The sequence below is a fragment of the Streptomyces sp. NPDC096105 genome (assembly GCF_044763335.1).
In the GTDB taxonomy this organism is placed as follows: Bacteria; Actinomycetota; Actinomycetes; order Streptomycetales; family Streptomycetaceae; genus Streptomyces.
In genome coordinates, this window is sequence record NZ_JBIWGC010000028.1 from 1 (window position 1) to 22527 (window position 22527).

Sequence of the window (22527 nt, forward strand, 5' to 3'; positions counted from 1 at the left end):
CTTGCTGAGCGAGACGTTGCCGCCCTTGGACAGGGAAACTCCCACTGCGTACTCCTTCTCGGCGGGTGAGGTCGAGGCCCGCGGCGCGGGCCCGGAGCTACGAATCTACATCACTGTAGAGATCACAGGGCAGGGCGTGCGACCGTACGTCGCGTGCGCCGCTCGGCACGCGACCGCACTCGGCGTGGGGCCGGGTGAGGTGCGGACGTCTATACGATGGCCGCGCGGGAAACACACGGCGGCAGAGGGGAGACAGGACGTGGGCGAGCAGGGGCAGCGTCCCCGGCGGGGGCAGGGTGAGCTGGAGGCTCTGGTCCTGTCGGCGCTCAAGGAGGCGGACGGACCGGCCACCGCCGGCTGGGTGCAGGAGCGGCTGGGCGGCGGCCTCGCGTACACGACCGTGATCACCATCCTGACCCGGCTGCTGGCCAAGGGCGCCGTCACGCGGGAGCGGGCGGGCCGGTCGTTCGCCTGGACGTGTGCGCTGGACCAGGCGGGACTGGCCGCCCGGCGGATGCGGAAGGTGCTGGACTCCGAGAGCGACCGTGAGGCTGTCCTGGCCAGCTTCGTGACCGGCCTGGGGCCCGACGACGAGCGGCTGCTGCGGGAGCTGCTGCGTCCGGCGGGGCGCGACGGGGAAGACTGAAGCCTCATGGGGGTCTTCGTCTTTCTGCCGCTGGTGCTGCCGCTGACGGCGTGGCCGATCGCGCGCCTGGCCGAGCAGCATCTGCATCCGCGGACCGCGACGCGGCTGCTGACCGGGGTGGCCGCGGTGATGGCGGCGTGCAGCACACTCTGTCTCGCCCTGGTGATGGTGGTCGGCACCGCCCAGCTGCCCGGCAATCCACTGCCCGACGGCTGGTCGGACCCCGAGGTGCGGGCGGCGGTGCCGTACGACGAGGTGGTGGGCAAGGCGGCGATCCCCGCGCTGTTCGCCGTGCTGGTCGCGTGCGGCCGGACCTGGTGGCGGCACGCTCGGGTGCGTCGCCGCATCCATCGGGCGCTGGCGGGACTGCGGGACACGGAGGTGGCCGTCCTGCCGGACAGCGCGCCGTACGCGTACGCGCTTCCGGGCGGCGGCCGACGGGGCCGTGTGGTGGTCACGACGGCTCTGCTGGACTGTCTGGAACCGGCCGAGCGCCGGGCGCTGTTCGCCCACGAGCGAGCCCATCTGGCGGCCCGTCACCACCGTTTCCTCCTCACGGTGCGACTGGCCGCCCAGGCCAACCCGTTCCTGCGGCCGCTGCGCACGGCGGTGGCGTACACGACGGAGCGGTGGGCGGACGAGGACGCGGCGCAGACGGTCGGCAGCCGCCGCACCGTGGCCCGCGCCATCGGCAGGGCGGCGCTGGTGTCCCGGGGCACCCCGGTGGCCACGCTGGCGGGCTTCGCCGCGGCCGGACCGGTGCCGCGCAGGGTGGCGGCCCTGCTCGGGCCCGCGCCGGCGGTGCGCACCTGGCCCTCCCTGTTCACGGCGGTGGGCGTCGCGGCGTGGGGCGCGGCCACGGGAGCCGTCGTGTCGGCGATGTCGTCCGCGAACTCTGCGGTGACGATGGTGCTCATCCTGTACGCGGCCACGCCGCTGTGACCGCGACCGCGTGGGCTGCGCGAAGGGCCGGAACCGTGACGGTTCCGGCCCTTCGCGTGTCAAGGTCGCAGTCAGAGGTCTGACGCGACCGGTCAGAGGTCGAACTCGTGCGGCGGCAGGTCCAGCGCGAAGCACGCCTCGCGGACCACGGCCTGCTCGTCCTTGTCGAAGTCGCCGTCGGCGCCGCCGATGACGATGCCGATCTGGATCACGGCCCGTGCCTCGGCGGGCTTCTTCTTCGCCTTGGCGATCTCCTGGATGACGCTCACCTTGCCGAACGCGAAGTCGGCGGTGAGCTTGTCGAGGTTGGCCTCGAAGCGGCGGCGCAGATCGTCGGCGGGGAAGTTCTGCAGCACCTCGTTGGTGGCGATGAGCTGGGCGACGCGCTGCCGCTCGGCGGGGTCGACGGTGCCGTCGGCGGCGGCGACCAGCGCGCACATCGCCATGCTGGCGTCACGGAAGGCGCCGCTCTTCAGATCGTTCTTCTTCGCCATGAGCTGGGTCTGCATCGATGATGCGGACTCCTTGAGGCGGTCCCACAGGGCCATGAGAGCTCCGTACGTGTCGGGTGGGAGCCCGGACGGAAGGGGGGCGTCCGGGCTCCCATTCTTTCTACAACAATGTAGAAGGTACCAGCAGGGGCGGGGTGCGATCAGCGATCAGCCGTCTCGCTGCCGGCGGCCCCGAGGCGGGCCGCCGGCAGCCCTCGAAGAAGTCGCCGATCTCGTCGACAGCTTCGGCCGCGACCATGCCGCCGACGACACCGACGGCGAGACCCGCGGCGCCCGCCGCGACGGCGGTTGCCATGCCAGGGCCGTGCTCAACACCCTGACCGGGCGGTTCGCAGCCATCCGTGTCCTCCTGAGCGTGCGTCAGGCCCACCGCTGGACGACCCTTTCTACAGACGCGTAGAAGCATAAGGCGCGGTCGGCCCGTGAGCCGCACGGCGGGAAGCGCTCACCGGAAACGGCCGAAAACGGGTCGCCCGCAGGCGGGAGGCAGCGGCGGGTCGGCCACGTCGCGGCGCGGGGGCGAGCGCGAGATGCTGCGCGCCCGCGAGGGCGTCGACGAGGTCGTGGACGCCTGAAGGGCGCGTCCGGTCCCGCAGCGACGGTCAGTCGCGCTGCGGCGCGTCCTCGTCCGCGTCCCTCCCCGCGGCCTTCTCCGGGTCCTCCCCCGCACCCTCCTCGGCGTGGTCGTCCACGCGCCTGGAGCGCCCGGCGGCGCTGATCGCGGCCAGCACCATGCCGACCGCCACGATCGCCAGGCCGCGCAGCCACACCGCGGCCTCGATCTGCGTGGCGAGCACGACGCACGACGCGATGCCCAGCACCGGCAGGACGACCGGCGTACGGAAGTGGTCGGCCGTCCCCGGGTCGCGGCGCAGCACCAGGACCGCGGTGTTGACCATGAGGAAGACGACGAGAAGCAGCAGGACCAGGGTGGACGCGAGGGTGGCGACGCTGCCGGTGAGGGCGAGGAGCATCGCCAGGCCGGTGGTGACCGCGATGGCGGCCCACGGGGTGCGGCGGCCCGGCAGCACCTTGGTCAGCGCGCCCGGCAGCAGCCCGTCCTTCGCCATGCCGTAGGCCAGGCGGGAGGACATGATGCCGGTGAGCAGGGCGCCGTTGGCCACGGCGACGAGGGCGATGGCGCTGAACAGCTTGGGCGGTACACCGCCCGCCTCCTTCACGACTTCGAGCAGCGGCCCGCTGGAGGCGGCCAGCTCGGCGGTCGGCACGGCGGCGGACGCGGCGAGACCGACCAGCACGTACACGGCGCCGGCGGTGGCCAGCGCGCCGAACAGGGCACGGGGGTAGGAGCGGCGCGGGTCGCGGGTCTCCTCGGCCACGTTCACCGAGGTCTCGAACCCGACGAACGAGTAGTACGCCAGCACGGAGCCGCTCAGCACGGCGGCCGCCGCGCCCTTCTCCGGCGTGCCGAGCTCGGTGAGCCGGCCGGGGTCGCCGTCGCCGCGCAGCAGCAGCCACGCGCCGAGGACGACGATGACGGCCAGGCCGCCCACCTCGACGACGGTGGCGACGACGTTGGCGCGGGTGGACTCCTTGATGCCGCGTGCGTTGACGAGCGCGAGCAGGCCCAGGAAGACCACGGCGACGAGTCCCACGGGCAGGGTCACGAAGGCCGACAGGTAGTCGCCGCCGAAGCCGCGGGCGAGGGCCCCCACGGACACGATGCCGGCGGCGAGCATGCAGAAGCCCGCGACGAAGCCGGCGAACGGCCCGAAGGCGCGGGTCGCGTAGTGGGAGGCGCCGCCGGCCCGGGGATACTTCGTCGCCAGCTCGGCGTACGAGGCGGCGGTGAGCATCGCCAGCAGCAGTGCGACGACGAGCGGTACCCACACCGCTCCCCCGGAGTCGGCGGCGACCTGTCCGACCAGGACGTACACACCGGCGCCGAGCACGTCGCCCAGGATGAAGAAGTACAGCAGCGGGGTCGTCAGCGCGCGCTTGAGGGCCGTCGGCCCCTGTGCCGCGCCCTGCGTCCGCGTCGCTGCCTCGTGACCGACTCGTCTTGCCATACCGCACCGTCTCCCCCGTGCCGGCGAAAACACGCTCGTGCATGTGGCGGTGCGGAGATGGGTCGCGTCACACCGGCCTCGGGAGGCGGGGGACGGCGGCTGTCGCGGTGGGCCGGTTCCCGCCCCCCTCGTCAGTACGTGACCGGGTGCGGGGCCGCCGCGTGACAGGTCCCGCCGGGTCCCACGGCCGAGTAGGGTCCTTCCAGGCCGAGCGAGGAGGACGCCGTGCAGTTGCGGAATGTCGTGCCGGACGACGTGGACGCGTACATCCGTATGCGGTGCGACCCGGTGATGATGGCCCACCTGGGCGGCCCGCTGCCTCGGGAGGGCATACCCGACAAGGTGCGCCGGGACGCGCGCGACGCGGCCGCCGACGTCTCGTGGATCAAGATGATCGTGCCCGATCCGGCCGCGCCCGACGTGGTGGCCGGAACGGTGACCCTGTGGTCGCACGACACGGACGACGGGCCGGTCCCGGAGATCGGATGGATGATCCTGCCGGAGTTCCAGGGCCGCGGCCTGGGCAAGCGCGCCGCCCGCACCCTGCTCGAACGGGCCCGCGACGAGAACCGCTGGGGCGTCGTGCACGCCTTCCCCGCCGCGGACAACCCCGCCTCGAACGGCATCTGCCGCTCCCTCGGCTTCCGCTTCGTCGCGGAGCGGGAGGTCGCGTTCGCGGACCGGGTCCTGCGGAGCAATCACTGGGCGATCGACCCACGCACCGATCTCGCACCGTCCTGACCCTCCGCCGGCCCGGCTGTCAGGCGGCCGGGAAGCAGGTGGCCGCGGCGGACTCCTTCTGGGTGCCGACGTCGGCGAGTCGTCCGGCCGGGGCGTCGCGGACGGAGGCGTACGCGTCGCTGCCCGGCACCAGCCGCGGCGGCGCGGGCTGCTGTGCGGCCGACGCGATGATCGCGGCGGCCGTCTTCGCCGGGCCGCCGGGCGACGTTCCGTGGCCGACGGCGGGCTTCCGCGAGGTCACCGGTCCGTACACCGGTGACCGGCCGGTGCGCCCCGGAGGGTTCCCCCGGGAATCGGGAGTACTCAGACCGGCGGGACGGGGCATTCGGTAGTCGCCGAGTCCGCTCACATGTAAGGAGTGCAGTCATGCCCGAGACATCGGACGTCGTCGAGCTCATCCTCCAGGACCACCGGCGCATGGAGGACCTGTTCCGCCGGATGCGCAGCGTCGAGGACGACCGGGGGGCCGCACTGCGCGAGTTCTCGGACCTGCTGATCGCCCACGCACTGGCCGAGGAGTCCGAGGTGTACCCCGCGCTGAAGCGCTACAAGAAGATCGACGACGACGAGGTCGAGCACGGCGAGGAGGAGCACGACGAGGGCAACCAGGCCCTGCTGGCCCTGCTCGAGGTCGAGGAGATCGGCAGCGACGAGTGGGACGAGAAGCTGGAGGAGCTCGTCGAGGCCGTCACGCACCACGCCGACGAGGAGGAGCGCACGATCCTCAACGGCGCCCGGGAGAACGTGGCGATGGAGCGGCGTGAGGAGCTGGGCAAGGCGTTCCGGGAGGAGCGGGAGCGCCAGCTGAAGTCCGGCTGCGGCTCCGTGGACAACGTGCGCAAGATCGTCGAGTCCTGACACGCACGGCCGGTGGTACGGCCTGCGGAAGGCCGGCCCTCCCTCGTCCGGGAAGGGCCGGCCTCCGCGTGTCTCCGGTGGCCGGGTGTCAGTGCCCGGCGGCCGGGTCCTCAGGGCGGATGCGGCCGTGCCAGCCGCCGTCGCTGCCGCCCTTCTCGACGTACTCCTTGAAGCGGTGCAGGTCGCCCTTGACCCGGCGGTCGATGATGCCCAGGGCGTCCGCGCCCTTCTCGGCCATGCCGGTGGGCTCGACCTCCATGGTGAGTTCCACGCGGGTGTGCGTGTCGTCCAGCGGCTCGAACCGCACCGACCCGCGCTGCTTCGTGTCGCCGTCGATGGTCCGCCAGGTGACCCGGTCGTCGACGAGCTGGTCCACGATCTCCGTGTCGAACTCACGCTTCACCCCACCGATCTTGGTGGTCCAGTGGTTGTGGCGGTCGTCGAGCTGCGTCACCTCCTCGACGCCCTCCATGAAGCGCGGGAAGTCCTCGAACTGCGTCCACTGGTCGTAGGCCCGGCGGACGGGGACGTTCACGTCGACCGCTTCCTTGACCGTGCTCATGGATCCTCCTGGTTTTCTCTGCGCGAAGGGCCGGCGTGCCGGGCACGTCGGCCCTTCGCCCTGTACGGGTCGTCCGGTGCGGCGGGTACCCGGCAGGCGGCGCCTGAAAATCCGTGATGCCGTCCGCGCTCAGCCGGGGAGCGCGTCCAGTACGTCGGCGGCCAGCCGGTCGGCGTCGTCGATCGCGGCCGTGAGGCGCTCCGGGGACGCGTCGAGCGTGCCGAAGAGGGCGTGGGCGCGGAAGGTGAAGCCGACGGGGGCGGACGGGAGCGCGCCCGCCGAGCGGACCGCGTCCTTCTCGTTGAGCACCCAGGCGCCGGCGTCGGCGTGCAGGGCGTGGACGAGGAGGCCGACCGCGCGGTGGAGACAGCCGGCCACGTGGAAGGCGTCGCCGCGCGGGACGCCCTTGCGGGCGGCGGCCAGGATGAACGGCGCCTCCCAGCGCGCCTGTCCCACCAGCGCGTTCCGCAGGGGCCGGGGATATCCGGAGCGGATCTCCGTCTGCAGCGCGGTGAGCTCGCCGGTGGGGTCGGTGAGGACGCGGGCCAGGGCCACCTCCCCGGTGTACGTGTGGGAGGAGAAGCCGTAGGGATGGCCGGCCTGGATGCCGGTCTCGACGTGTCCGTCGCGGCACCGCTGCCAGACCCGGTGGACGCGGTCCAGGTCGCGGTAGATCCAGTCGACGGGGGTACCGTCGACGGTCAGCCAGGCGCCGCCGTCGACCCACGGGCCCCAGCCGCCGGGCTCGGAGACCTCCGCCGTGTCTCCGGACAGTCCGGCGGCCAGCCGGCGCAACGCCGCCGTGTCGAGCGGAGCCCGGTAGTACAGCCCCAGGTCGACGTCCGAGTCGGGGCGGTGCGTGCCGCGGGCGCGGCTGCCGCCGAGGGCGACCGCGACGACACCGTCGACCTCTTGCAGCCGGTCCGCGACGCGGGAGATCTCGTCCATCGGGTCGAGTGTGCCGAACGGGGCCCGGCGCTGCGACCGCGTTTTTCGTTCCGTCGCGGGGGTCAGCGCCCCCAGACGCCGGCCACCTCGGCGGCGACCCCACGGGCCTGCGCGTGCCCGGCCCGCGCCGCCGCCGGACCGCGTGCGGTGTCGGCCAGGTCACGGCCCATCGCGCGGCGGACGTCCTCGTCCGGGCACAGCAGTACGACGTGCGCGCCCTCCTCGGTGAGCCGCGCGGCCTGCTCGGAAGCGCTCGGGTGCGGCCCGACCGCCCGCGGGACCGGCACGACCGCCAGCACCCGCCGACAGCCGTGCGCGAGCTGGAGGTTGGCGGTGGAGCGGCTGCCGCCGTCCATCCAGCGCCGTCCGGCGACGGTGACCGGCGGCCAGACGACGGGGACAGCGCAGCTCGCCGCGACCGCTTCGAGCAGTGTCACCCCGGAGCGCGCGTCGAACGCCTCGACCTTCCCGGCCCGTGCGTCGACGGCCGCGATGCGCAGCTCGCGCCCCGGCCAGTCACGCGCCTCGCCGAGCAGCCGGCCGACCGTGCCGAGAACGTCCGACTCGGGTCCGGTGCGGGCGCGCAGCGCCGTGCGGCCCAGGCGTGCGACCGAGCGCTCGGGGTCGCGGGACCCGAGGGCGGCCCACAGGAACCGTGCCGTCTGGCGTGCGGTCACCGGCAGGCGCACGGCGTCGGCGCCGGACAGCTGGCGTTCGTACAGCTCCGCGGCCGGGGTGCCGCAGCGGAGGCGGGAGCCGAAGACGGCGCCGGCGGAGGTGCCGATCACGACGTCGGCGGCGTCGAGGCCGACGCCCGCCTCGGTGAGTCCGGCGAGCATCCCCGTCAGCCAGGCCCCGCCCACCGGTCCGCCGCCGCCCAGCACGAGCGCCTTGTCCGGCACGGCTCCTCCCCTTCCCCTGCCTGCGGCAGACGCCTCGACACACTAAGCGGGGACACCTCCCCGTTTGATGTCGAGAAGCCTACCAGCGAAGCGGGGAGCACTCCCCGCCAAGGCGCGCCCCGGCAGGGACGTCGCGCGCGGAACGCCGTGCCGACGGCGTCCGTCACCGCCGGCGCCGGCTTCTCCTCGTCGCCGCCGGACCTCGGCACCGGCACTCCTTCTCCATGGACCGGCACCGGAAACGATGCCGGTGCCGGCACCGGGCAGTCAGCGACGCCTGCCCCCGATCTGTGGTGCCCCCAGCGCTACCGCCGCCGACCCGGCGAGCACCACGCACCGTCCCCGGGCGGGCGGTGGCGGGTCCTGCCGACGGCCGTTCCCCGTGAGTCCGCTCTCGTCGGGCAGGGCCTCGCCGTGCCGCACCGAGCAGAGGTGGCGCGCGGGCTGCCCGGTCGTCTTCACGTCCTCCGGCGGTGTACGGCGATCATGCACCGCTGGGGAGGTCGCCGGGGTTGGGCGCGGTTCCGTCCGCGTCCGGCACGCCCGTCTCCAGGCGGTAGCGGACCGTGACGTCGCGGTAGTCCACGCCCGGTTCGACCTGGTCCGGGAGGTGGGTGCGGTCGCTGTGGCTGACCGACGCACGGTCGCCCGTGCCCGGGAAGCGGACGGCGGTGCGGGGGGCGTCGGCGAAGCGGAGGCGGTCGGCGTGGACCGTCGCGTGGAAGGCGATGTCCCTCGGGTCGTCGCCCTGGGTCGCGGGCGTTCAGGGCGGCTCTCCCGGCTCCCCCACGGTGCGGCGGCGGGTGCGCCTCGGGGGCGGTTTGCCGTCCTCGCCGCGCACCCGGCGCTTGGCGGTGCCGCCCTCGGCCGCCGTGCGCTTCTTCGCGGCCGAGCGGGTCGCCTTGCGAGCGGGGGCCGGGGCGCCGCCCGCCGCGTCCGCGGCCTCCGGCCCGGCCGGGGCCGCCCCGGCGACGGTCTCCCCCGCTCCCTCGGCGGCCTGCCCCGCCCCCGAGCCGACGTCCTGGACGGTGCGCCCCGCTCCCCCGCCCACCTCTTCCACCGCCGCTCCCGCGCCGCGTCCCACGTCCTCCGCGACCTCGCCGACCCCGCCCCCGACGTCCTGGACGGCCTCCCCGGCCCCCGCGCCGACCTCCCGCACCGCGCCCCCGGCGCCCCGGCCGACCTCTTCGACGGCTCCGCCGGCGCCGCGGCCCACGTCCCGGACCGCTCCTCCCGCGCCGCGTCCGACGTCCTGGACGGCCTGTCCCGCGCCCGTGCCCACCGCGCCGACCGCTTCCCGGGCTCCGCCGCCGACGTCCTGCACGGCGGCGCTCACGCCCCGGGCCAGTTCGGTGAGGATCTCCGGGTTGCGGTCCACGGTGGTGAGCACCCGGTCGACGATCACGGCCACGTTGTCGAGGCGCACCTTGAGCCGGGCCTGGGCCTCCACGCCCGAGATGCCCAGGTGCACCCGGCCGAGGGAGACGTCCGCGCCGACGCTCAGTTTCAGCAGGTCGAGCACCTCGGCCTGGAGCGAGACATGGGCGCGCAGATCCTCGACGTCCAGGTCGATCTCGTCGACCTTGAGCAGCGGGACGTCGAGGAAGACGTCCGTGTCCGCGGGGGCGGCCGGAGGCCGGGCGACGGCTTCCTCGTCCCCGCCCTCGCCGGCGTCGTAGGCGTCCGTCTCCTCGATCTCCGCCGCGTCGTTCCCGGTGTCGTCGGCGTTGTCACCCATCACCGCACCTCTCGGTCGTCGGCCCCCTCATCCCATCTTGCGGCGGGCGGCGGATCGGTGCCCGGTCAGCCGGTCAGCGGCGGACGCGGCGGACCAGGCGCACGGCCCGGCGCCCGGGATCACGACGCGCGGGTCCTCCAGCAGGTGCTTGCCGCGCCCGTCCACCGGCCCGAAGTGCCGCTCGCCGCGTCCGAGGACCACCGGCCGCCGTTTGCGGCGGCCTCGCCGGCGCCCCGCTCCCCCGCGAGGTCCCGCACCGTGTCGATCGCCTCGCGCGCCCCGCCGGCGAAGAGAAGCGCGCCTCGGAATGCGGCCCTTCAAAGCGCGGCCGGCGGGAGACCACGACGACGTGGTCGACCCGCACCGGGCACCACACGGTGGCCGCGCGCACGTGTCGAAGGGATGGACGGACGTCCCGGCCGCCGTCCCGCTCAGCCGGGGACCGGCGCCGCAGCCGGCCGGGGCGCGGGCTCCAGCCGGACGACGACACTCTTGGAGGCGGGCTGGTTGCTGCCGTCGGCGACGCTGTCCAGGGGCACCAGGACGTTGGTCTCCGGGTAGTAGGCGGCCGCTGTCCCGGCCTTCGTGGGGTACGCGACGACCGTGAAGCCGTCGGCGCGCCGCTCCGTGCCGTCCGTCCACACGCCGACCAGGTCGACGCGGTCCCCGTCGGCGAGGCCCAGTTCGGTGAGGTCGCGCGGGTTGACGAGGACGACGCGCCGGCTGCCGTGGATGCCCCGGTAGCGGTCGTTGTCCGTGTAGGGGACGGTGTTCCACTGGTCGTGGGAGCGCAGCGTCTGCAGCAGCAGGTGGCCGTCGGGGACGCTGGGCGCCTCGGGGTCGTTGCGGGTGAACCGGGCCTTGCCGGCCTCGGTGTGGAACACGCCCTCGTTGACCGCGTTGGGCAGCCGGATGCCGCCGGGGCGCACCACGCGCCGGTCGAAGTCGTGCAGTCCCGGCACGATGCGGGAGATGCGGTCCCGGATCTCGCCGTAGTCGGACTCGAACGCCGCCCAGGGGATGTCGGGGCCGCGTCCCGCGAGGGTGCGGCGGGCGAGGCGACAGAGGATGGCGACCTCGCTGAGCAGCAGCGGCGAGGCCGGCTGGAGGCGTCCGCGTGAGGTGTGCACCTCGCTCATCGAGTTCTCCACGGTGACGAACTGCTCGCCGCCGGACTGCACGTCCCGTTCGGTGCGGCCGAGGGTCGGCAGGATCAGCGCGGTACGGCCGCAGACGGTGTGCGTCCGGTTGAGCTTGGTGGAGATGTGGGCGGTCAGCCGGCAGGCGCGCATGGCCTCCTCGGTGACCATGCTGTCGGGTGCGGCGCGGACGAAGTTGCCGGCGAGGGAGAGGAAGAACTTGACGCGGCCCTCGAGCATCGCGCGGATCGCGTTCACCGAGTCGAGTCCGTGGTGGCGCGGCGGGTCGAAGCCGAACTCCTGCTGCAGGGAGTCCAGGAAGGAGTCCGGCATCTTCTCCCAGATGCCCATCGTCCGGTCGCCCTGTACGTTGCTGTGGCCGCGCACGGGGCAGGCTCCGGCGCCCGCACGGCCCAGATTGCCGCGCAGCATGAGGAAGTTGACGAACTCGCGGATGGTGGGCACCGCGTGCTTGTGCTGGGTGATGCCCATCGCCCAGCAGACGATGACCCGTTCGGAGCGCAGCACGTCGTCGCGGACCTGCTCGATCTCCTCGCGGGTGAGGCCGGTCGCGGTGAGGATGTCGTCCCAGTCGACGGCGCGGACGTGCCGGGCGAACTCCTCGAACCCCTCGGTGTTGGTGCGGATGAAGTCGTGGTCGAGCACCGTGCCGGGGCGGGCGTCCTCGGCCTCCAGGAGGAGCCGGTTGAGGCCGTGGAACAGCGCGAGGTCACCGCCGACGCGGATCTGCAGGAACCGGTCGGCGATCGGGGTGCCGTGGCCGATCAGCCCGCGTGCCTTCTGCGGGTTCTTGAAACGCAGCAGTCCGGCCTCGGGAAGCGGGTTGACCGCGATGATGCGGGCGCCGTTGCGTTTGGCCGTCTCCAGCGCGGAGAGCTGGCGGGGGTGGTTGGAGCCGGGGTTCTGTCCCACGACGAAGATCAGGTCGGCGTGGTGCATGTCCTCCAGGCTGACCGTGCCCTTGCCGGTGCCGAGGGTCTCGTGCAGGGCGTAGCCGCTGGACTCGTGGCACAGGTTGCTGCAGTCGGGCAGGTTGTTGGTGCCGAAGGCGCGGGCGAACAGTTGGAGCACGAAGGCGGCTTCGTTGCTGGCGCGGCCGGAGGTGTAGAAGACGGCCTCGTCGGGCGAGTCGAGGGAGGTGAGTTCACCGGCGAGCAGTCCGAAGGCGTCGTGCCAGCTGATCGGCTCGTAGTGGTCGGAGTCGGGCCGCTTGACCATCGGTTCGGTGAGCCGGCCCTGGTCGTTGAGCCACTTGTCCGAGCGTCGGGCGAGGCCGGACACCGTGTGCTCGCGGAAGAAGTCGCGGCTGATGCGGCGGGTGGTCGCCTCGTCGTTGATGTGCTTGGCGCCGTTCTCGCAGTACTCGTTGCGGTGCCGCTGTCCCGGGGCCGGGTCGGCCCAGGCGCAGCCGGGGCAGTCGATGCCGTCGACCTGGTTCATGGTCAGCAGCGTCTGCCCGGTGCGCAGGGGGGAGGTCTGCTCGAGGGAGTACTCCAGCGCGTGCATCACCGCGGGCGCTCCCGTGGCCCATTTCTTGGGCGGTGTCACGGTGAGCCGCTCCTGGGAACCGTCGTCGGGCCGCTCGGGCATGGACTCTCCTTCACCGGACACGCGGACGTCTCCCAGTCTCACGCTCCCGTGGGGTGACGGCCACATGATCTTCCGCCGATGGGGTTGCCCCGGCCGCCGGGCGGCCGGGGGGAAGCGCGGCCCCCGGGTTCCCCTTCGGCGGCCGGGGGAACATCACGGTCTCCGCGCATGTTGTCGCGCGTATGACAACGATCGCGTCGCGGCCCGAGGTGCTGCGTTACACCGCCTTCTCCAGCGACCCCGCGGGCGGGAACCCCGCCGGGGTGGTGCTGGACGCCGGTGCCCTGGACGACGGGGACATGCTGGCCGTCGCCGCCGGGCTCGGGTACTCGGAGTCCGCGTTCCTGACCGCCCCGCCGGAGGGGCTGGACGGGCCGGAGGGACGGACGTACCGCATCCGGTACTTCAGTCCGAAGGCCGAGGTGCCGTTCTGCGGGCACGCGACCGTCGCGGCCGCCGTCGCGCTCGCCGAGCGGCAGGGCCCGGGTCCGCTGCTGTTCGCGACGCAGGCCGGCCCGGTGCCGGTGGACGTGACGGAGGAGGACGGCGCGGTCCGGGCCACGCTCACCAGCGTCGAGCCGTACGTCGAGGACGTGGCGGACGCCGATCTGGCGGAGGCGCTGGCCACGCTGGACTGGCCCGCCGCCGACCTCGACCCGGCCTTCCCGCCGCGCATCGCGTACGCCGGCGCCCGCCACCTGGTGCTGGCGGCGGCCACCCGTGCCCGTCTGGCCGATCTGGCCTACGACTTCGAGCGTCTCGAAGCGCTGATGCACCGCCTGGACCTCACCACCGTGCAGCTGGTGTGGCGGGAGTCGGCGACGCTGTTCCACGTCCGTGACCCGTTCCCCGTCGGCGGTGTCGTCGAGGACCCGGCGACCGGGGCGGCGGCCGCCGCGTTCGGCGGGTACGCCCGTGAGCTGGGCCTGGTCACCGAGGACGCCGTCCTCACGCTGCGGCAGGGCGAGGACCTGGGCCGTCCCGGGGAGCTCACGGTGACCCTGCGCGCGGGCGACCCCCGCGTCCGCGTCACCGGGGCGGGCGTACGCATCGGCTGACGGCGTGGGCGGGGGGCGACCGGGCGGAGACGCGTGGTAGCGGTGCGGCATGCGGGGCACACTGGGGAAGAGAACCCGAGCGACAGGTGGGGCCATGCCTGCAGCAGCCGCGCAGTCCGTCGAAGAGGCGATCGAGGTCGCCGTTCCCGTGCACACCGCCTACAACCAGTGGACCCAGTTCAAAACCTTCCCCCGCTTCATGCGCTGGGTGAAGGGGGTCGAGCAGCTCCGCCCGAACCTCACCCGGTGGGAGATCGGCACCGGCTGGGCGACCTGGACGTACACGGCGGAGATCGTCGAACAGCATCCCGACGAGCTGATCGCGTGGCAGGGCCTCGGCCGCTGGGCCGGGCACCGGGGCGAGGTGCGGTTCCGCTCCCTGGACCCGAACCGCACCGGGATCGTGGTGAGCCTGCGGTCCGTGGCCCGGCCGACGAAGCGGCACCTGGTGCACCGGACGCCGGTGACACCGCGGCTGGTGCGGGCCGAGCTGGGCCGCTTCAAGCAGTTCATCGAAGGGGTGGGCCAGGAGTGCGGCGCCTGGCGCGGCGTCATCCGCAAGGGGCATGTGCGGCCCCTGGAGGCGGAGCCCCCGCGAAGCCGCGTGGCGGGCTGGCCGGTCGGCTGACCCACGGGAGCGACAGCCGGTCCACGCGCGGGACGGGACGGAAGCGCGCGAGAAAAACCCGGTTCGGCTGCGAGGTCCGGTCCTTCCGGGGAACCCGGCGCTCGGAACCGACCCGAGGAGCGACCATGAGCACCCCCGACGACAAGGACCTCACCCATCCGCTGGAGCAGGAGACGGGCGAGAAGGACGTCCACCCCGAGGAGGACGAGTCCCGGGACCAGGAGGCGCCCGGCGGCGCGGACGCCCAGGACTCCGGAGACACGTCCGGAGGGCGGCCGTGACCGCACCCGCCGTGTCGATCTCCGGACAGGACGCCGACGCGCTCGGTGGTGACGACAGCATCCTGATGCGGCAGCGCCGGGACCACGCACGGCTCGACGCGATGATGAACCGCTACCGGTCCGCGGACCTCCCGCCCGGCGAACGCGACAGGCTGTGGCTGGACATCGTCCAGCTGGTGTTCAGCCACGCCTTCGCCGAGGAGACCGTGCTGTGGCCGCTGCTGCGGCGCGTCGCCCCGGACGGGGAGGCGCTGACCCGCCGGGTCGAGGAGGAGCACCAGGCGATCAACGAACTGATCGCCCGGATCGAACGCTCCCCCGGCGATCCCCGGCGCGCGGAGTGGATCCAGGAGGCGTTCGCGCTCATCCGGGAGGACATCCGCGACGAGGAGGACGAGCTGCTGCCGCATCTGCGGACCGCGTTCGACGACCGCAAGCTGCGGCGCGTCGGCGCCGCGTGGGAGGCCGTACGGGTGACCGCCCCGACCCGGCCGCATCCGGGCGTGCCCCGTCGTCCGCCCGGGAACGCGCTGCGGGGTGTCCCGCTCAGCGCCTTCGACCGGCTGCGGGACCTGACGCCGGGCAGTGGTCCGGCCGCCCGCCGTGCCTCCCTCGTGGTGGCGGGAGCGGTCGCGGCCGGAGGCGCGGTCGCCCTGGCGGTCCGTTCCGCCCGCCGGCGCGGTTAGCGGGCACAGCGAGACACAGCCAGGGGATCATGCGGCGCCGCGTCCGTGGCGGGAGCCCGCGTACGCGGCGTCGCGCAGCCGGTTGAGGCGTCCGGCCGGCCGCAGGCCGGGCAGGCTGTGCGCGACGGGGTCGTACGACACCGTGGTCTCCGCGGGGGCGGGGTGCACCGCTTCGAGGGCGAGGGAGGCGAACGGGCGCCAGGGCTCACCGGCCGCGGCGGCGCACAGCCGGAACCGCACAGGACGGCAGGCGAGTTCCTGCCACAGCGTCGGCCGCGGTGTGTGCGGCGGATCGAGCAGCGGGAACGCGGCGAGCACCCGCTCGCACTCCCCCGTCCGGTACGCCAGCAGGGTGGAGTACGCCCCGGTGAGGGCGTCGGGGCGCGGCAGCGGCAGGTGGCGGCCGAGGCGGCCCGTGCCGCTGGACGTGAACAGCAGGTCGAGCGGCCGGTCCGGGCCGCCGGCGTCCTCGACGCGGACGGCCAGGCCGAGCGCGTCCGGCAGCCGCCGGGGCGTGCCCAGGGCGTGGGACCAGCGCACGGTCACCGGGTACGAGGCGTGCCGGTCCAGCCAGGGCTCGCCCCACGGGCGGTCGGCGCGCCCGGTGACGTGCAGCGTGCCGGAGCACAGCACCCCGGTGGGGTGCACGGCGGGCGCGCCCCGCCACCGGGCCACCTGTGCGGCGGCCCGGTGGGCGGTCTTCAGTACGCCGGCCATGGACGGCCCCTCAGAGCCCGGGACGGATGACCGCGCGGACGCAGCCGTCGGTCTTGTGCTTGAACATGTCGTACGCCGTGGGGGCGTCGTCGAGGGACACCGAGTGGGTGGCCAGGTGGGCGGTGGAGATCTCCCCGGCGGCGAGCCGGTCGAGGAGCATCGGGACGTAGCGCTGCCCGTGCATCTGCGCGCCGCGCACGGTGAGCCCCTTGTTGACCACGGCGCCGAGCGGGAACTTGTCGACGGCGCCCGCGAACACGCCCAGGACGAACACGGTGCCCGCCTTGCGGCAGGCGTGGATGGCCTGGCGTACGGCGGTGGGGCGGTCCGTCTGCAGCCGGAGCTGCTGCTTGGCCTGGTCGTACAGGTGCATGGGCCCGTCGCTGTGGGCCTCCATGCCGACCGCCTCGATGCACACGTCGGGGCCGCGGCCGCCGGTGCGTTCGCGCAGTTCCGCCGCCACGTCGGTGGTGGTGTAGTCGATGGTCTCGGCGCCGATGTACCGCTCGGTCATCTCCAGCCGCTCGGGGATGCGGTCGATGCAGATGACGCGTTCCGCGCCGAGCAGGATCGCCGCCCGCGCCGCCATCTGGCCGATGGCGCCGCACCCCCAGACGGCCACCACGTCGCCGGGCTTCACCCCGCCGAGGTCCGCCCCCATCCATCCGGTGGGCACGGAGTCGGACAGGAACAGGGCACTGGTGTCGTCGATGCCCTCGGGCACGGTGAAGGCGCCGTAGTCGGCGAACGGGACCCGCACGTACTCGGCGTGGCTGCCGCGCAGGCCGCCCATGGCGTGCGAGTAGCCGAAGATGCCGGCGGTCTCGTAGCCGAACAGGGCCTGCCCGACACCGGGGTTGGTGTTGGTGTTGTCGCACAGCGACCACAGGTCGTTGGCGCAGTACCAGCAGCGGCCGCAGCCGACGAACGAGCAGACGACGACCCGGTCGCCCACCTTGTGGCGGCGCACCGCGGACCCGGTCTCGACGACCTCGCCGACGAACTCGTGGCCGATGACGTCCCCGGCGCGCATCGCCGGGATGTAGCCGCCGATGAGGTGCAGGTCGGAGCCGCAGGTGGTGCCCGCGACGAGCCGCACGATGATGTCCTGGTCGTTGCGCAGCTCCGGGTCGGGGACCTGCTCGACGGACAGTTTGTTGACGCCTTCCCAGCACAGGGCCTTCACAGCACTCCCTCCCCGCCGGAGCGGCGGCTGAGCAGGCCGACGAGCCGGCCGCCCGGTGTGGGCCGGGCCGTCGGCGGTGCGTCGGGGAGCATGACCTCCCCCGTCTCCAGTACGGCCTTGGCCTCGCGCAGCGCGTGCCGTACCTCCTGGCGCGGGTCCTTCCCTGCCAGGCGCGAGGGCACGGAGGTCGCGGCGGGGGGCACCGGCTCCTTGAGCCGGGCGGCCAGCTCCGTGCCGCGGTCGCCCGGTGCGGGCTGTGTCCGTACCTCGATGCGGTCGGCGAGCCGCTCGAGGGGCTCGGGCAGCTTGCCGTCCTGCCGGACGTCCTCCATGGGACGGTTCACCGTCACCGTGAGCCACCGGTCGCCCGCCCGGTCGTCATCGCCGCCGCGCGCCGCCGTCCCGGCCTTGCGTGCCGCCGCGACGCCGGCCGCGGCGACCGGAACCATCCACAACGCCTTCTTCATCCACTGCCTCCCACTCGTCACCGGCGGTCACCGTGAGGCGCCGGGTTTCCGCGCCGGGCGCGACGAAACGGCCGCTTCCGGCGCACCGCGCGTGCGTCACCGCCGCGGGGGCCGGTGCCCGTCGGCGGAGGTCTCCGCGAACGCCTCGCTGCCGTACGGCGTCTCGGGCACGTCGTGCTGGGGCAGCCGCACCTCCACGTGGCCGTCGGTCACGCGCGTGTCGAAGGCGGGCTGGGGCGCGGTGGCGGGACCCTCGACGTTCCAGCCGTCGGAGAGCCGGAAGACGCTGCCGTGCCAGGGGCAGCGGACGCATCCGTCGGCGACCGTGCCCTCGGACAGCGGTCCCGCCAGATGGCTGCAGCGTTCGGCGAGCGCGTGGACCTCCCCGCCGGTCTCCCGCACCACCAGGACCGGCACGTCGTCCACGAGGCACCGTACGGGCTCGCCCACCGGGAAGTCGTCGACGCCGCCGACGCGGTGCCAGCCGTCGCGCACGACGTGCGGGACCTCCTCGGCGTGGTTGACGCCGGCCGCCTGCCGGTACGCCAGGTGGCCGCCGAGCAGCCCGCCGACGCCGACCGCGGTCAGCCCGAGGTACCCGAGGGCACGTCCGGCCGTGCCCCGGCCGGTGAGGCGCAGCACGAGGGAGGCGCCGTAGAGGCCGACGGCGGCCGTGTTGGCCATGGCGTGCACCAGGCCCACCCGCTGCTGTTCGCGGCGGAGTTCCGCCCAGTCGGTCAGGCCCGTCACGGCGGTGGGGACGGACCCGGCCAGCCCGAGGGCGACCAGGAGGTCGGCCTGCCGGGACCGGCCGGGCTTGAGGTCCAGCACGGCGGCCGACATCCAGCTGCCGATGGGCAGGTGGATCGTCATCGGGTGCACGGGGTGGCCGAGCCACTTGCCGTGCAGTACGTTCCGGACGCGCCCGAGCGGCAGCGCGCGCACGCGTGCGCCGAGCGCGTCGATCAGCTGGTCACGGCCGGGATCGCGCTCCAGCGCGTCCAGCAGCCACAGCATCCGGTTCTGTCCGAGGAGGCGGCGCCCAGGCTTCTTGCTCATGGGCGCTGAGTTTCCCCGCGCGCGGCGGGCAAACAACGGGAGGCGGCCCGCGCGGCCGGGGCCGGTCAGCGGACGCGCAGGCGTACGCGGGGCCAGGCGTTGTTGACGTAGCCCTTGGGGTTCCACAGCGAGGCCGGGGACTCCGGCATGCCCGTGCCGGAGGAGTCCCAGGCCCGGGCCAGGACGTGCACGTCGCCGGCCGGCAGGTCGAGGGTGGTGCGCCACCGCTGCCACGCCTCCGGCCCGTCCGGCTCGTCCAGCGCGGTACGGGACCAGGCGCGGCCGCCGTCCGTGGACACCTCGACCCGGGCGACGGTGCGCCCTTCGCCGGCGAGCGCGTATCCGGTGACCTCGGCCGGGCCGCGCGGCAGGACGGCGCCGTCGTACGGGGTGAGGACGGCGCAGTTGAGCGGGAGCGGGCCGAGGGTGACGCCCTCGGTGTCACGTCCGGCCGGGGGGAGGCGGTAGGCGGTGGCCTGGAAGTAGCCGTCGGAGGGGGTGGTGCGCGCGGTGACGCGGGTGAGCCACTTGACGCTGCGGGCGCCGATCCAGCCCGGTACGACCACCCGCAGGGGCGCGCCGTGGACGGTGGGCAGCGGGGCGCCGTTCATCGTCCAGGCCAGCAGCACGTCCGGGGCCAGCGCCCGGTGGCGCGGGACGGACACCTCGTACGGCTGGGGCGGGTCGGCGGACGGGGAGACGTCGGGGGCGTGGAAGGCGATGTGGGCGGCCTCCGGCGCGACCCCGGCGTGGGCGAGGACGTCGGCGAGGCGCGCCCCGCCGAACCGGGCGGTCGACAGGGCGCCCGGCCCCCAGGGCGTCTCCCCGGTGACGGCGCGGACGGCGGTCAGGTTGGCGCGCCGGTTGCCCGCGCACTGGAGGGTGACGGTCGCCTCGGTCGCGTCGAAGCGGGACGACAGGTCGTCCAGGGACAGCAGCAGCGGGCGCGTCACCAGGCCGTCCACCACGAGCCGCCAGTCCGCCGGGTCGAGGCGGGGCACCGGACCGTGGTTGCGGCTGTAGAAGGCGTCGACGGGCGTGACCGCCGCGCCGGCCAGCACGGCCCCGGGCGGCTCCGCGTTGAACGGTTCCTGCCCGTGGACCACCATGTCGTCCCGCTTGCCCCACATGCCCATGGTCGTGATTGTCCGCCTGTCCCCGGGGACGCGCCCGGTCGAGCGGGACCGGGCGGGCGGATCGCCGGTCAGGCACGGCCGGGCGGTGAGGCCTCCGGCCGTTGGTCAGGCGTCGCCCATGACCGGGCCCTCGGTCGTGTGCTGCTGCGTCACCGGCCGCGGCACGTCCACGGCGCGCGGGCCGCGGATGCGCCGACCGAGCCGGACGGAGGGGATCGGCGGGCGGCTTTTTCCTGGCACGCCGGGTGTGCGCCGGGCCCGGCCGGGGAACATGTCCGCCCTGTTCGGGCCTGCGAGAGGACTGCGTGTGACAGCGTCGGCGTCAGGGGCGGGCGACCGGCAGCCCGGTGCCCAGGGGGACGCGTACGAGCCGGATCCGCGCCGGTGGCGAGCCCTGTGGGTCACGCTGGTGGCCGGCTTCATGAGCCTGCTGGACGTCACGATCGTGGCGGTCGCGCTGCCCACCGTGCAGAAGGACCTGGGGGCCTCCCCCGCCGAGGTGCAGTGGGTGGTGTCCGGCTACGCGCTGACCTTCGCCCTGGCCCTCGTCACCGCGGGCCGGCTCGGGGACGCGCTCGACCGGCGGAAGATCTTCCTGATCGCCCTGTGCGGTTTCGTGCTCTGCAGCGCGGCCTGTGGCGCCGCCCCCGACATCACCCTGCTGGTCGTGGCGCGTCTCGCGCAGGGGCTGGCGGCCGGTTTCATGGCGCCGCAGAACTCGGCGCTGATCCAGCAGATGTTCCGCGGCGCCGAACGCGGCCGGGCGTTCGGCTATTTCGGCGCGACCGTCGGCATCTCCTCCGCCTCCGGGCCCGTCGTCGGCGGCGCGATCCTCGCCCTGGCCGACGGCATGCAGGGCTGGCGCTGGATCTTCTACGTCAACGTGCCCATCGGCGTCCTCGCCGTGCTGCTGGGCCGCCGCCTGCTGCCGCGGACCCGGAAGTCGGGACGGGGCCACGTGGACGTGCCCGGCGTGCTGCTGCTCGGCCTGGGCGTGCTGGCGTTCATGTTCCCGCTGGTGCAGGCGGAGGCCGGCGGGCTGAGCCGGCTGTGGTGGCTGTTCCCGGTCGGCACGGCGGTCCTCGCCGTGTTCGTCCGGCGGCAGCGGCGGCTGCTCGCCCGGGGGACGACGCCGCTGCTCGACCCGCGCCTGTTCTCCACCGTGCGCGGTTACGCCGTCGGCGCGGGCGTCGGCACCCTGTACTTCGTCGGCTTCAGCGGTGTCTGGCTGGTCTTCGCGCTGTTCTACCAGGAGGGACTGCGCTACTCGCCGCTGGAGTCGGGCCTCGCCGTGACCCCGTTCGCCATCGGCTCGGCGGGGGCGGCGGTGGTGTCCGGGCGGCTGGTCGACCGGTTCGGGCGGCTGCTCACCGTGTGGGGCCTCACGGGCGTGATCGTGGGCCTCGGCACGACCGCCCTGTTGCTGCGTTTCGCGCCGCTGGACCACGCGCCCTGGCTCGCCGCGCCGGCGCTGTTCATCGGCGGCATCGGCGGCGGGTTCGTCGTCTCGCCCAACATCACCATGACGCTGCGGCACGTGCCGGTGCGGATGGCGGGCGCGGCGGGCGGCGCCCTGCAGACGGGGCAGCGGCTCGGCGCGGCGGTCGGCACCGCCGCCCTGCCGGGCCTGTTCTACCTGACGCTCGGCCGGAGCGACGACTTCCAGACGGCCCTTTTCCTCACTCTGGGCGCGGCCCTCACGGCGATGCTGGCGTCGCTCGCCCTGGCGGCGTACGACTGGACGCGCGACCGGCGCAGGCGCGCGGCGCACGGGGAGTGCCCGGAGGAGGCCGCCCACAGTCCGGTGCACTCCCGGCAGACCTGACACCGGCCGGTCAGCGCGCCGCCGGCGCCCCGGGATGCAGGACGATCTTCCCCACGTGCCTCCTGCGGGCCAGTTCCTCCTGCGCCCGCGCCACCGCTGCGCGGACCCGGCCACGCTCGCCGCCCGGCTGTTCGTCCTGCACGAGGGCGCGGTGGCCACCCGCCCCCTGTCCCTCGGCACGGTCGCGGCGGCCGCGGACCTGGCCCGGGAACTGGTGCGCACCGCGGCGCGCGGGTGAGCCGGGCCTCTCACTCCCCCTCGCCGATACCGGTGGCCGTGTCCTCCCGGACCACGACGACCGGGCAGGCCGCGTGCTGCACACAGTGCTGGGCGACGGAGCCGAGCAGCAGGCCGGCGAAGCCGCCCAGGCCCCGGCTGCCGACCACGAGCAGGGACGCGTCCCGCGCCGCGCGCAGCAGCACACTGGCCGGCGTGCCGTACCGGACCTCCGTGCGGACGTCCACCGACGGCCGCACGCCCAGCGTCTCCTCGACGCACCGGGTCAGATCCTCGCGCGCCCTGGCCTCCAGGGCCTCCTCGTCACCGCTCGACGGGGGCAGCCAGCCCAGCGCGCCGTGGTACTGGGGGTAGTCCCAGGAGGTCAGCGCCTGCACGGTCCCTCCGGTGAGCGCGGCCTGGCGGGCCGCCCAGCGCAGCGCCTGCCGCGACGACGGCGAGCCGTCCACCCCGACCACGACGCGGTCCTGCTCGTCCACGCTCTCTCCTCACGCTCGGCCCGGGGCGGCCGGCGTGCGCCCCGTCCGGTCTCCAGCCTCCGGCGGACGGCGCCGGATGCCGAGCCCAGCGGGTCCGTACGGGGCAGCGGGGCCTCGCGGCGGATCGATCCGCCGCGAG

General features: G+C 74.4%; 26 protein-coding genes. 10 read left to right on the forward strand and 16 right to left on the reverse strand.

Annotated elements, in window-relative coordinates; genetic code table 11:
- The first annotated feature begins 259 nt into the window (after nt 1-259).
- Together ACIQ8B_RS29885 and ACIQ8B_RS29890 are read left to right on the forward strand one after the other, a co-directional pair.
- Nucleotides 260-646, forward strand: a complete 387-nt coding sequence (locus ACIQ8B_RS29885) for a BlaI/MecI/CopY family transcriptional regulator (protein ID WP_403551099.1) — start codon at nt 260-262, stop codon at nt 644-646.
- A 6-nt stretch (nt 647-652) separates the two neighbouring features.
- The gene (locus ACIQ8B_RS29890; RefSeq protein ID WP_403551101.1) at nt 653-1588 is read left to right on the forward strand and encodes a M56 family metallopeptidase; all 936 of its coding nucleotides are present in this window, start codon (nt 653-655) and stop codon (nt 1586-1588) included.
- Between the two features lie 92 nt (nt 1589-1680).
- On the opposite strand, the gene ACIQ8B_RS29895 is transcribed toward ACIQ8B_RS29890, so the two are convergent.
- The 3 genes from ACIQ8B_RS29895 to ACIQ8B_RS29905 form a co-directional block, all read right to left on the reverse strand.
- Nucleotides 1681-2136 (reverse strand): tellurite resistance TerB family protein, encoded by a 456-nt coding sequence (locus tag ACIQ8B_RS29895; RefSeq protein ID WP_290011531.1) that lies wholly within the window; start codon nt 2134-2136, stop codon nt 1681-1683.
- A 64-nt stretch (nt 2137-2200) separates the two neighbouring features.
- The gene (locus tag ACIQ8B_RS29900) at nt 2201-2395 is read right to left on the reverse strand and encodes a hypothetical protein (protein ID WP_403551104.1); all 195 of its coding nucleotides are present in this window, start codon (nt 2393-2395) and stop codon (nt 2201-2203) included.
- A 307-nt stretch (nt 2396-2702) separates the two neighbouring features.
- Complete coding sequence (locus ACIQ8B_RS29905) at nt 2703-4130, reverse strand: APC family permease (protein ID WP_403551106.1); 1428 nt, start codon at nt 4128-4130, stop codon at nt 2703-2705.
- A 225-nt stretch (nt 4131-4355) separates the two neighbouring features.
- Between ACIQ8B_RS29905 and ACIQ8B_RS29910 the strand changes: the two genes are divergently transcribed.
- The gene (locus ACIQ8B_RS29910; protein ID WP_403551108.1) at nt 4356-4871 is read left to right on the forward strand and encodes a GNAT family N-acetyltransferase; all 516 of its coding nucleotides are present in this window, start codon (nt 4356-4358) and stop codon (nt 4869-4871) included.
- Nucleotides 4872-4890: 19 nt separating this feature from the next.
- Here ACIQ8B_RS29910 and ACIQ8B_RS29915 read toward each other — a convergent pair whose 3' ends face one another.
- Nucleotides 4891-5112 carry a hypothetical protein gene (locus ACIQ8B_RS29915; RefSeq protein WP_403551110.1) on the reverse strand — a complete coding sequence of 74 codons (222 nt, stop codon included), beginning with the start codon at nt 5110-5112 and terminating at the stop codon, nt 4891-4893.
- A gap of 125 nt (nt 5113-5237) precedes the next feature.
- Here ACIQ8B_RS29915 and ACIQ8B_RS29920 point away from each other — a divergent pair, with 125 nt between their 5' ends.
- Nucleotides 5238-5729, forward strand: a complete 492-nt coding sequence (locus ACIQ8B_RS29920) for a hemerythrin domain-containing protein (RefSeq protein WP_106415847.1) — start codon at nt 5238-5240, stop codon at nt 5727-5729.
- A gap of 88 nt (nt 5730-5817) precedes the next feature.
- On the opposite strand, the gene ACIQ8B_RS29925 is transcribed toward ACIQ8B_RS29920, so the two are convergent.
- The 6 genes from ACIQ8B_RS29925 to ACIQ8B_RS29950 form a co-directional block, all read right to left on the reverse strand.
- Nucleotides 5818-6291 (reverse strand): SRPBCC family protein, encoded by a 474-nt coding sequence (locus ACIQ8B_RS29925; RefSeq protein ID WP_290011525.1) that lies wholly within the window; start codon nt 6289-6291, stop codon nt 5818-5820.
- A 129-nt stretch (nt 6292-6420) separates the two neighbouring features.
- Nucleotides 6421-7239, reverse strand: a complete 819-nt coding sequence (locus ACIQ8B_RS29930) for a nucleotidyltransferase domain-containing protein (RefSeq protein ID WP_403551113.1) — start codon at nt 7237-7239, stop codon at nt 6421-6423.
- 62 nt (nt 7240-7301) lie between these two features.
- On the reverse strand, nt 7302-8141 hold the full coding sequence (locus ACIQ8B_RS29935; RefSeq protein WP_403551115.1) for a patatin-like phospholipase family protein: 840 nt from the start codon (nt 8139-8141) through the stop codon (nt 7302-7304).
- Nucleotides 8142-8904: 763 nt separating this feature from the next.
- Nucleotides 8905-9879, reverse strand: coding sequence for a hypothetical protein (locus tag ACIQ8B_RS29940; protein ID WP_403551116.1), 975 nt, complete (start codon nt 9877-9879; stop codon nt 8905-8907).
- A 27-nt stretch (nt 9880-9906) separates the two neighbouring features.
- Nucleotides 9907-10080 (reverse strand): hypothetical protein, encoded by a 174-nt coding sequence (locus ACIQ8B_RS29945; RefSeq protein ID WP_403551118.1) that lies wholly within the window; start codon nt 10078-10080, stop codon nt 9907-9909.
- 230 nt (nt 10081-10310) lie between these two features.
- On the reverse strand, nt 10311-12629 hold the full coding sequence (locus tag ACIQ8B_RS29950) for an FdhF/YdeP family oxidoreductase (protein WP_403551120.1): 2319 nt from the start codon (nt 12627-12629) through the stop codon (nt 10311-10313).
- A 182-nt stretch (nt 12630-12811) separates the two neighbouring features.
- Between ACIQ8B_RS29950 and ACIQ8B_RS29955 the strand changes: the two genes are divergently transcribed.
- The 4 genes from ACIQ8B_RS29955 to ACIQ8B_RS29970 all read left to right on the forward strand — a co-directional run bounded on the left by ACIQ8B_RS29955 (nt 12812) and on the right by ACIQ8B_RS29970 (nt 15282).
- The gene (locus ACIQ8B_RS29955; RefSeq protein WP_403551122.1) at nt 12812-13687 is read left to right on the forward strand and encodes a PhzF family phenazine biosynthesis isomerase; all 876 of its coding nucleotides are present in this window, start codon (nt 12812-12814) and stop codon (nt 13685-13687) included.
- A gap of 94 nt (nt 13688-13781) precedes the next feature.
- The gene (locus ACIQ8B_RS29960) at nt 13782-14315 is read left to right on the forward strand and encodes an SRPBCC family protein (RefSeq protein WP_403551124.1); all 534 of its coding nucleotides are present in this window, start codon (nt 13782-13784) and stop codon (nt 14313-14315) included.
- 125 nt (nt 14316-14440) lie between these two features.
- Entirely contained in the window at nt 14441-14596 is a 156-nt protein-coding gene (locus tag ACIQ8B_RS29965; RefSeq protein ID WP_157951299.1) for a hypothetical protein, read from the forward strand.
- The gene (locus tag ACIQ8B_RS29970; RefSeq protein WP_290011515.1) at nt 14593-15282 is read left to right on the forward strand and encodes a hemerythrin domain-containing protein; all 690 of its coding nucleotides are present in this window, start codon (nt 14593-14595) and stop codon (nt 15280-15282) included. Before ACIQ8B_RS29965 ends, ACIQ8B_RS29970 begins: the two co-directional genes overlap by 4 nt.
- A gap of 27 nt (nt 15283-15309) precedes the next feature.
- On the opposite strand, the gene ACIQ8B_RS29975 is transcribed toward ACIQ8B_RS29970, so the two are convergent.
- The 5 genes from ACIQ8B_RS29975 to ACIQ8B_RS29995 all read right to left on the reverse strand — a co-directional run bounded on the left by ACIQ8B_RS29975 (nt 15310) and on the right by ACIQ8B_RS29995 (nt 19847).
- On the reverse strand, nt 15310-15999 hold the full coding sequence (locus ACIQ8B_RS29975) for a phosphodiesterase (protein ID WP_403551127.1): 690 nt from the start codon (nt 15997-15999) through the stop codon (nt 15310-15312).
- A 10-nt stretch (nt 16000-16009) separates the two neighbouring features.
- Nucleotides 16010-17185 carry a zinc-dependent alcohol dehydrogenase gene (locus ACIQ8B_RS29980; protein ID WP_290011512.1) on the reverse strand — a complete coding sequence of 392 codons (1176 nt, stop codon included), beginning with the start codon at nt 17183-17185 and terminating at the stop codon, nt 16010-16012.
- The gene (locus tag ACIQ8B_RS29985; protein WP_290011510.1) at nt 17182-17652 is read right to left on the reverse strand and encodes a hypothetical protein; all 471 of its coding nucleotides are present in this window, start codon (nt 17650-17652) and stop codon (nt 17182-17184) included. Before ACIQ8B_RS29985 ends, ACIQ8B_RS29980 begins: the two co-directional genes overlap by 4 nt.
- Before the next feature lie 96 nt (nt 17653-17748).
- Nucleotides 17749-18711 (reverse strand): Rieske 2Fe-2S domain-containing protein, encoded by a 963-nt coding sequence (locus ACIQ8B_RS29990; RefSeq protein ID WP_403551129.1) that lies wholly within the window; start codon nt 18709-18711, stop codon nt 17749-17751.
- 65 nt (nt 18712-18776) lie between these two features.
- Complete coding sequence (locus tag ACIQ8B_RS29995) at nt 18777-19847, reverse strand: sulfite oxidase (protein WP_403551131.1); 1071 nt, start codon at nt 19845-19847, stop codon at nt 18777-18779.
- Nucleotides 19848-20154: 307 nt separating this feature from the next.
- Here ACIQ8B_RS29995 and ACIQ8B_RS30000 point away from each other — a divergent pair, with 307 nt between their 5' ends.
- Both ACIQ8B_RS30000 and ACIQ8B_RS30005 read left to right on the forward strand, forming a co-directional pair.
- Complete coding sequence (locus tag ACIQ8B_RS30000) at nt 20155-21672, forward strand: MFS transporter (RefSeq protein WP_403551133.1); 1518 nt, start codon at nt 20155-20157, stop codon at nt 21670-21672.
- A 55-nt stretch (nt 21673-21727) separates the two neighbouring features.
- Nucleotides 21728-21910, forward strand: a complete 183-nt coding sequence (locus tag ACIQ8B_RS30005; RefSeq protein ID WP_403551135.1) for a hypothetical protein — start codon at nt 21728-21730, stop codon at nt 21908-21910.
- Between the two features lie 10 nt (nt 21911-21920).
- On the opposite strand, the gene ACIQ8B_RS30010 is transcribed toward ACIQ8B_RS30005, so the two are convergent.
- Nucleotides 21921-22388, reverse strand: a complete 468-nt coding sequence (locus ACIQ8B_RS30010; RefSeq protein ID WP_106415830.1) for a universal stress protein — start codon at nt 22386-22388, stop codon at nt 21921-21923.
- Nucleotides 22389-22527: the final 139 nt, after the last annotated feature.

Excerpts from the sequence above, each read along its gene's own strand:
- ACIQ8B_RS29900 (WP_403551104.1), bottom strand. The coding sequence starts at position 2,395 with ATGGCAACCGCCGTCGCGGCGGGCGCCGCGGGTCTCGCCGTCGGTGTC.
- ACIQ8B_RS29990 (WP_403551129.1), bottom strand. The coding sequence starts at position 18,711 with ATGAGCAAGAAGCCTGGGCGCCGCCTCCTCGGACAGAACCGGATGCTG.
- ACIQ8B_RS29975 (WP_403551127.1), bottom strand. The coding sequence starts at position 15,999 with ATGGCCGGCGTACTGAAGACCGCCCACCGGGCCGCCGCACAGGTGGCC.
- ACIQ8B_RS29950 (WP_403551120.1), bottom strand. The coding sequence starts at position 12,629 with ATGCCCGAGCGGCCCGACGACGGTTCCCAGGAGCGGCTCACCGTGACA.
- ACIQ8B_RS29960 (WP_403551124.1), top strand. The coding sequence starts at position 13,782 with ATGCCTGCAGCAGCCGCGCAGTCCGTCGAAGAGGCGATCGAGGTCGCC.
- ACIQ8B_RS29930 (WP_403551113.1), bottom strand. The coding sequence starts at position 7,239 with ATGGACGAGATCTCCCGCGTCGCGGACCGGCTGCAAGAGGTCGACGGT.
- ACIQ8B_RS29965 (WP_157951299.1), top strand. The coding sequence starts at position 14,441 with ATGAGCACCCCCGACGACAAGGACCTCACCCATCCGCTGGAGCAGGAG.
- ACIQ8B_RS29985 (WP_290011510.1), bottom strand. The coding sequence starts at position 17,652 with ATGAAGAAGGCGTTGTGGATGGTTCCGGTCGCCGCGGCCGGCGTCGCG.
- ACIQ8B_RS29905 (WP_403551106.1), bottom strand. The coding sequence starts at position 4,130 with ATGGCAAGACGAGTCGGTCACGAGGCAGCGACGCGGACGCAGGGCGCG.
- ACIQ8B_RS29890 (WP_403551101.1), top strand. The coding sequence starts at position 653 with ATGGGGGTCTTCGTCTTTCTGCCGCTGGTGCTGCCGCTGACGGCGTGG.
- ACIQ8B_RS29920 (WP_106415847.1), top strand. The coding sequence starts at position 5,238 with ATGCCCGAGACATCGGACGTCGTCGAGCTCATCCTCCAGGACCACCGG.
- ACIQ8B_RS29955 (WP_403551122.1), top strand. The coding sequence starts at position 12,812 with ATGACAACGATCGCGTCGCGGCCCGAGGTGCTGCGTTACACCGCCTTC.
- ACIQ8B_RS29940 (WP_403551116.1), bottom strand. The coding sequence starts at position 9,879 with ATGGGTGACAACGCCGACGACACCGGGAACGACGCGGCGGAGATCGAG.
- ACIQ8B_RS29925 (WP_290011525.1), bottom strand. The coding sequence starts at position 6,291 with ATGAGCACGGTCAAGGAAGCGGTCGACGTGAACGTCCCCGTCCGCCGG.
- ACIQ8B_RS29895 (WP_290011531.1), bottom strand. The coding sequence starts at position 2,136 with ATGGCCCTGTGGGACCGCCTCAAGGAGTCCGCATCATCGATGCAGACC.
- ACIQ8B_RS29995 (WP_403551131.1), bottom strand. The coding sequence starts at position 19,847 with ATGGGCATGTGGGGCAAGCGGGACGACATGGTGGTCCACGGGCAGGAA.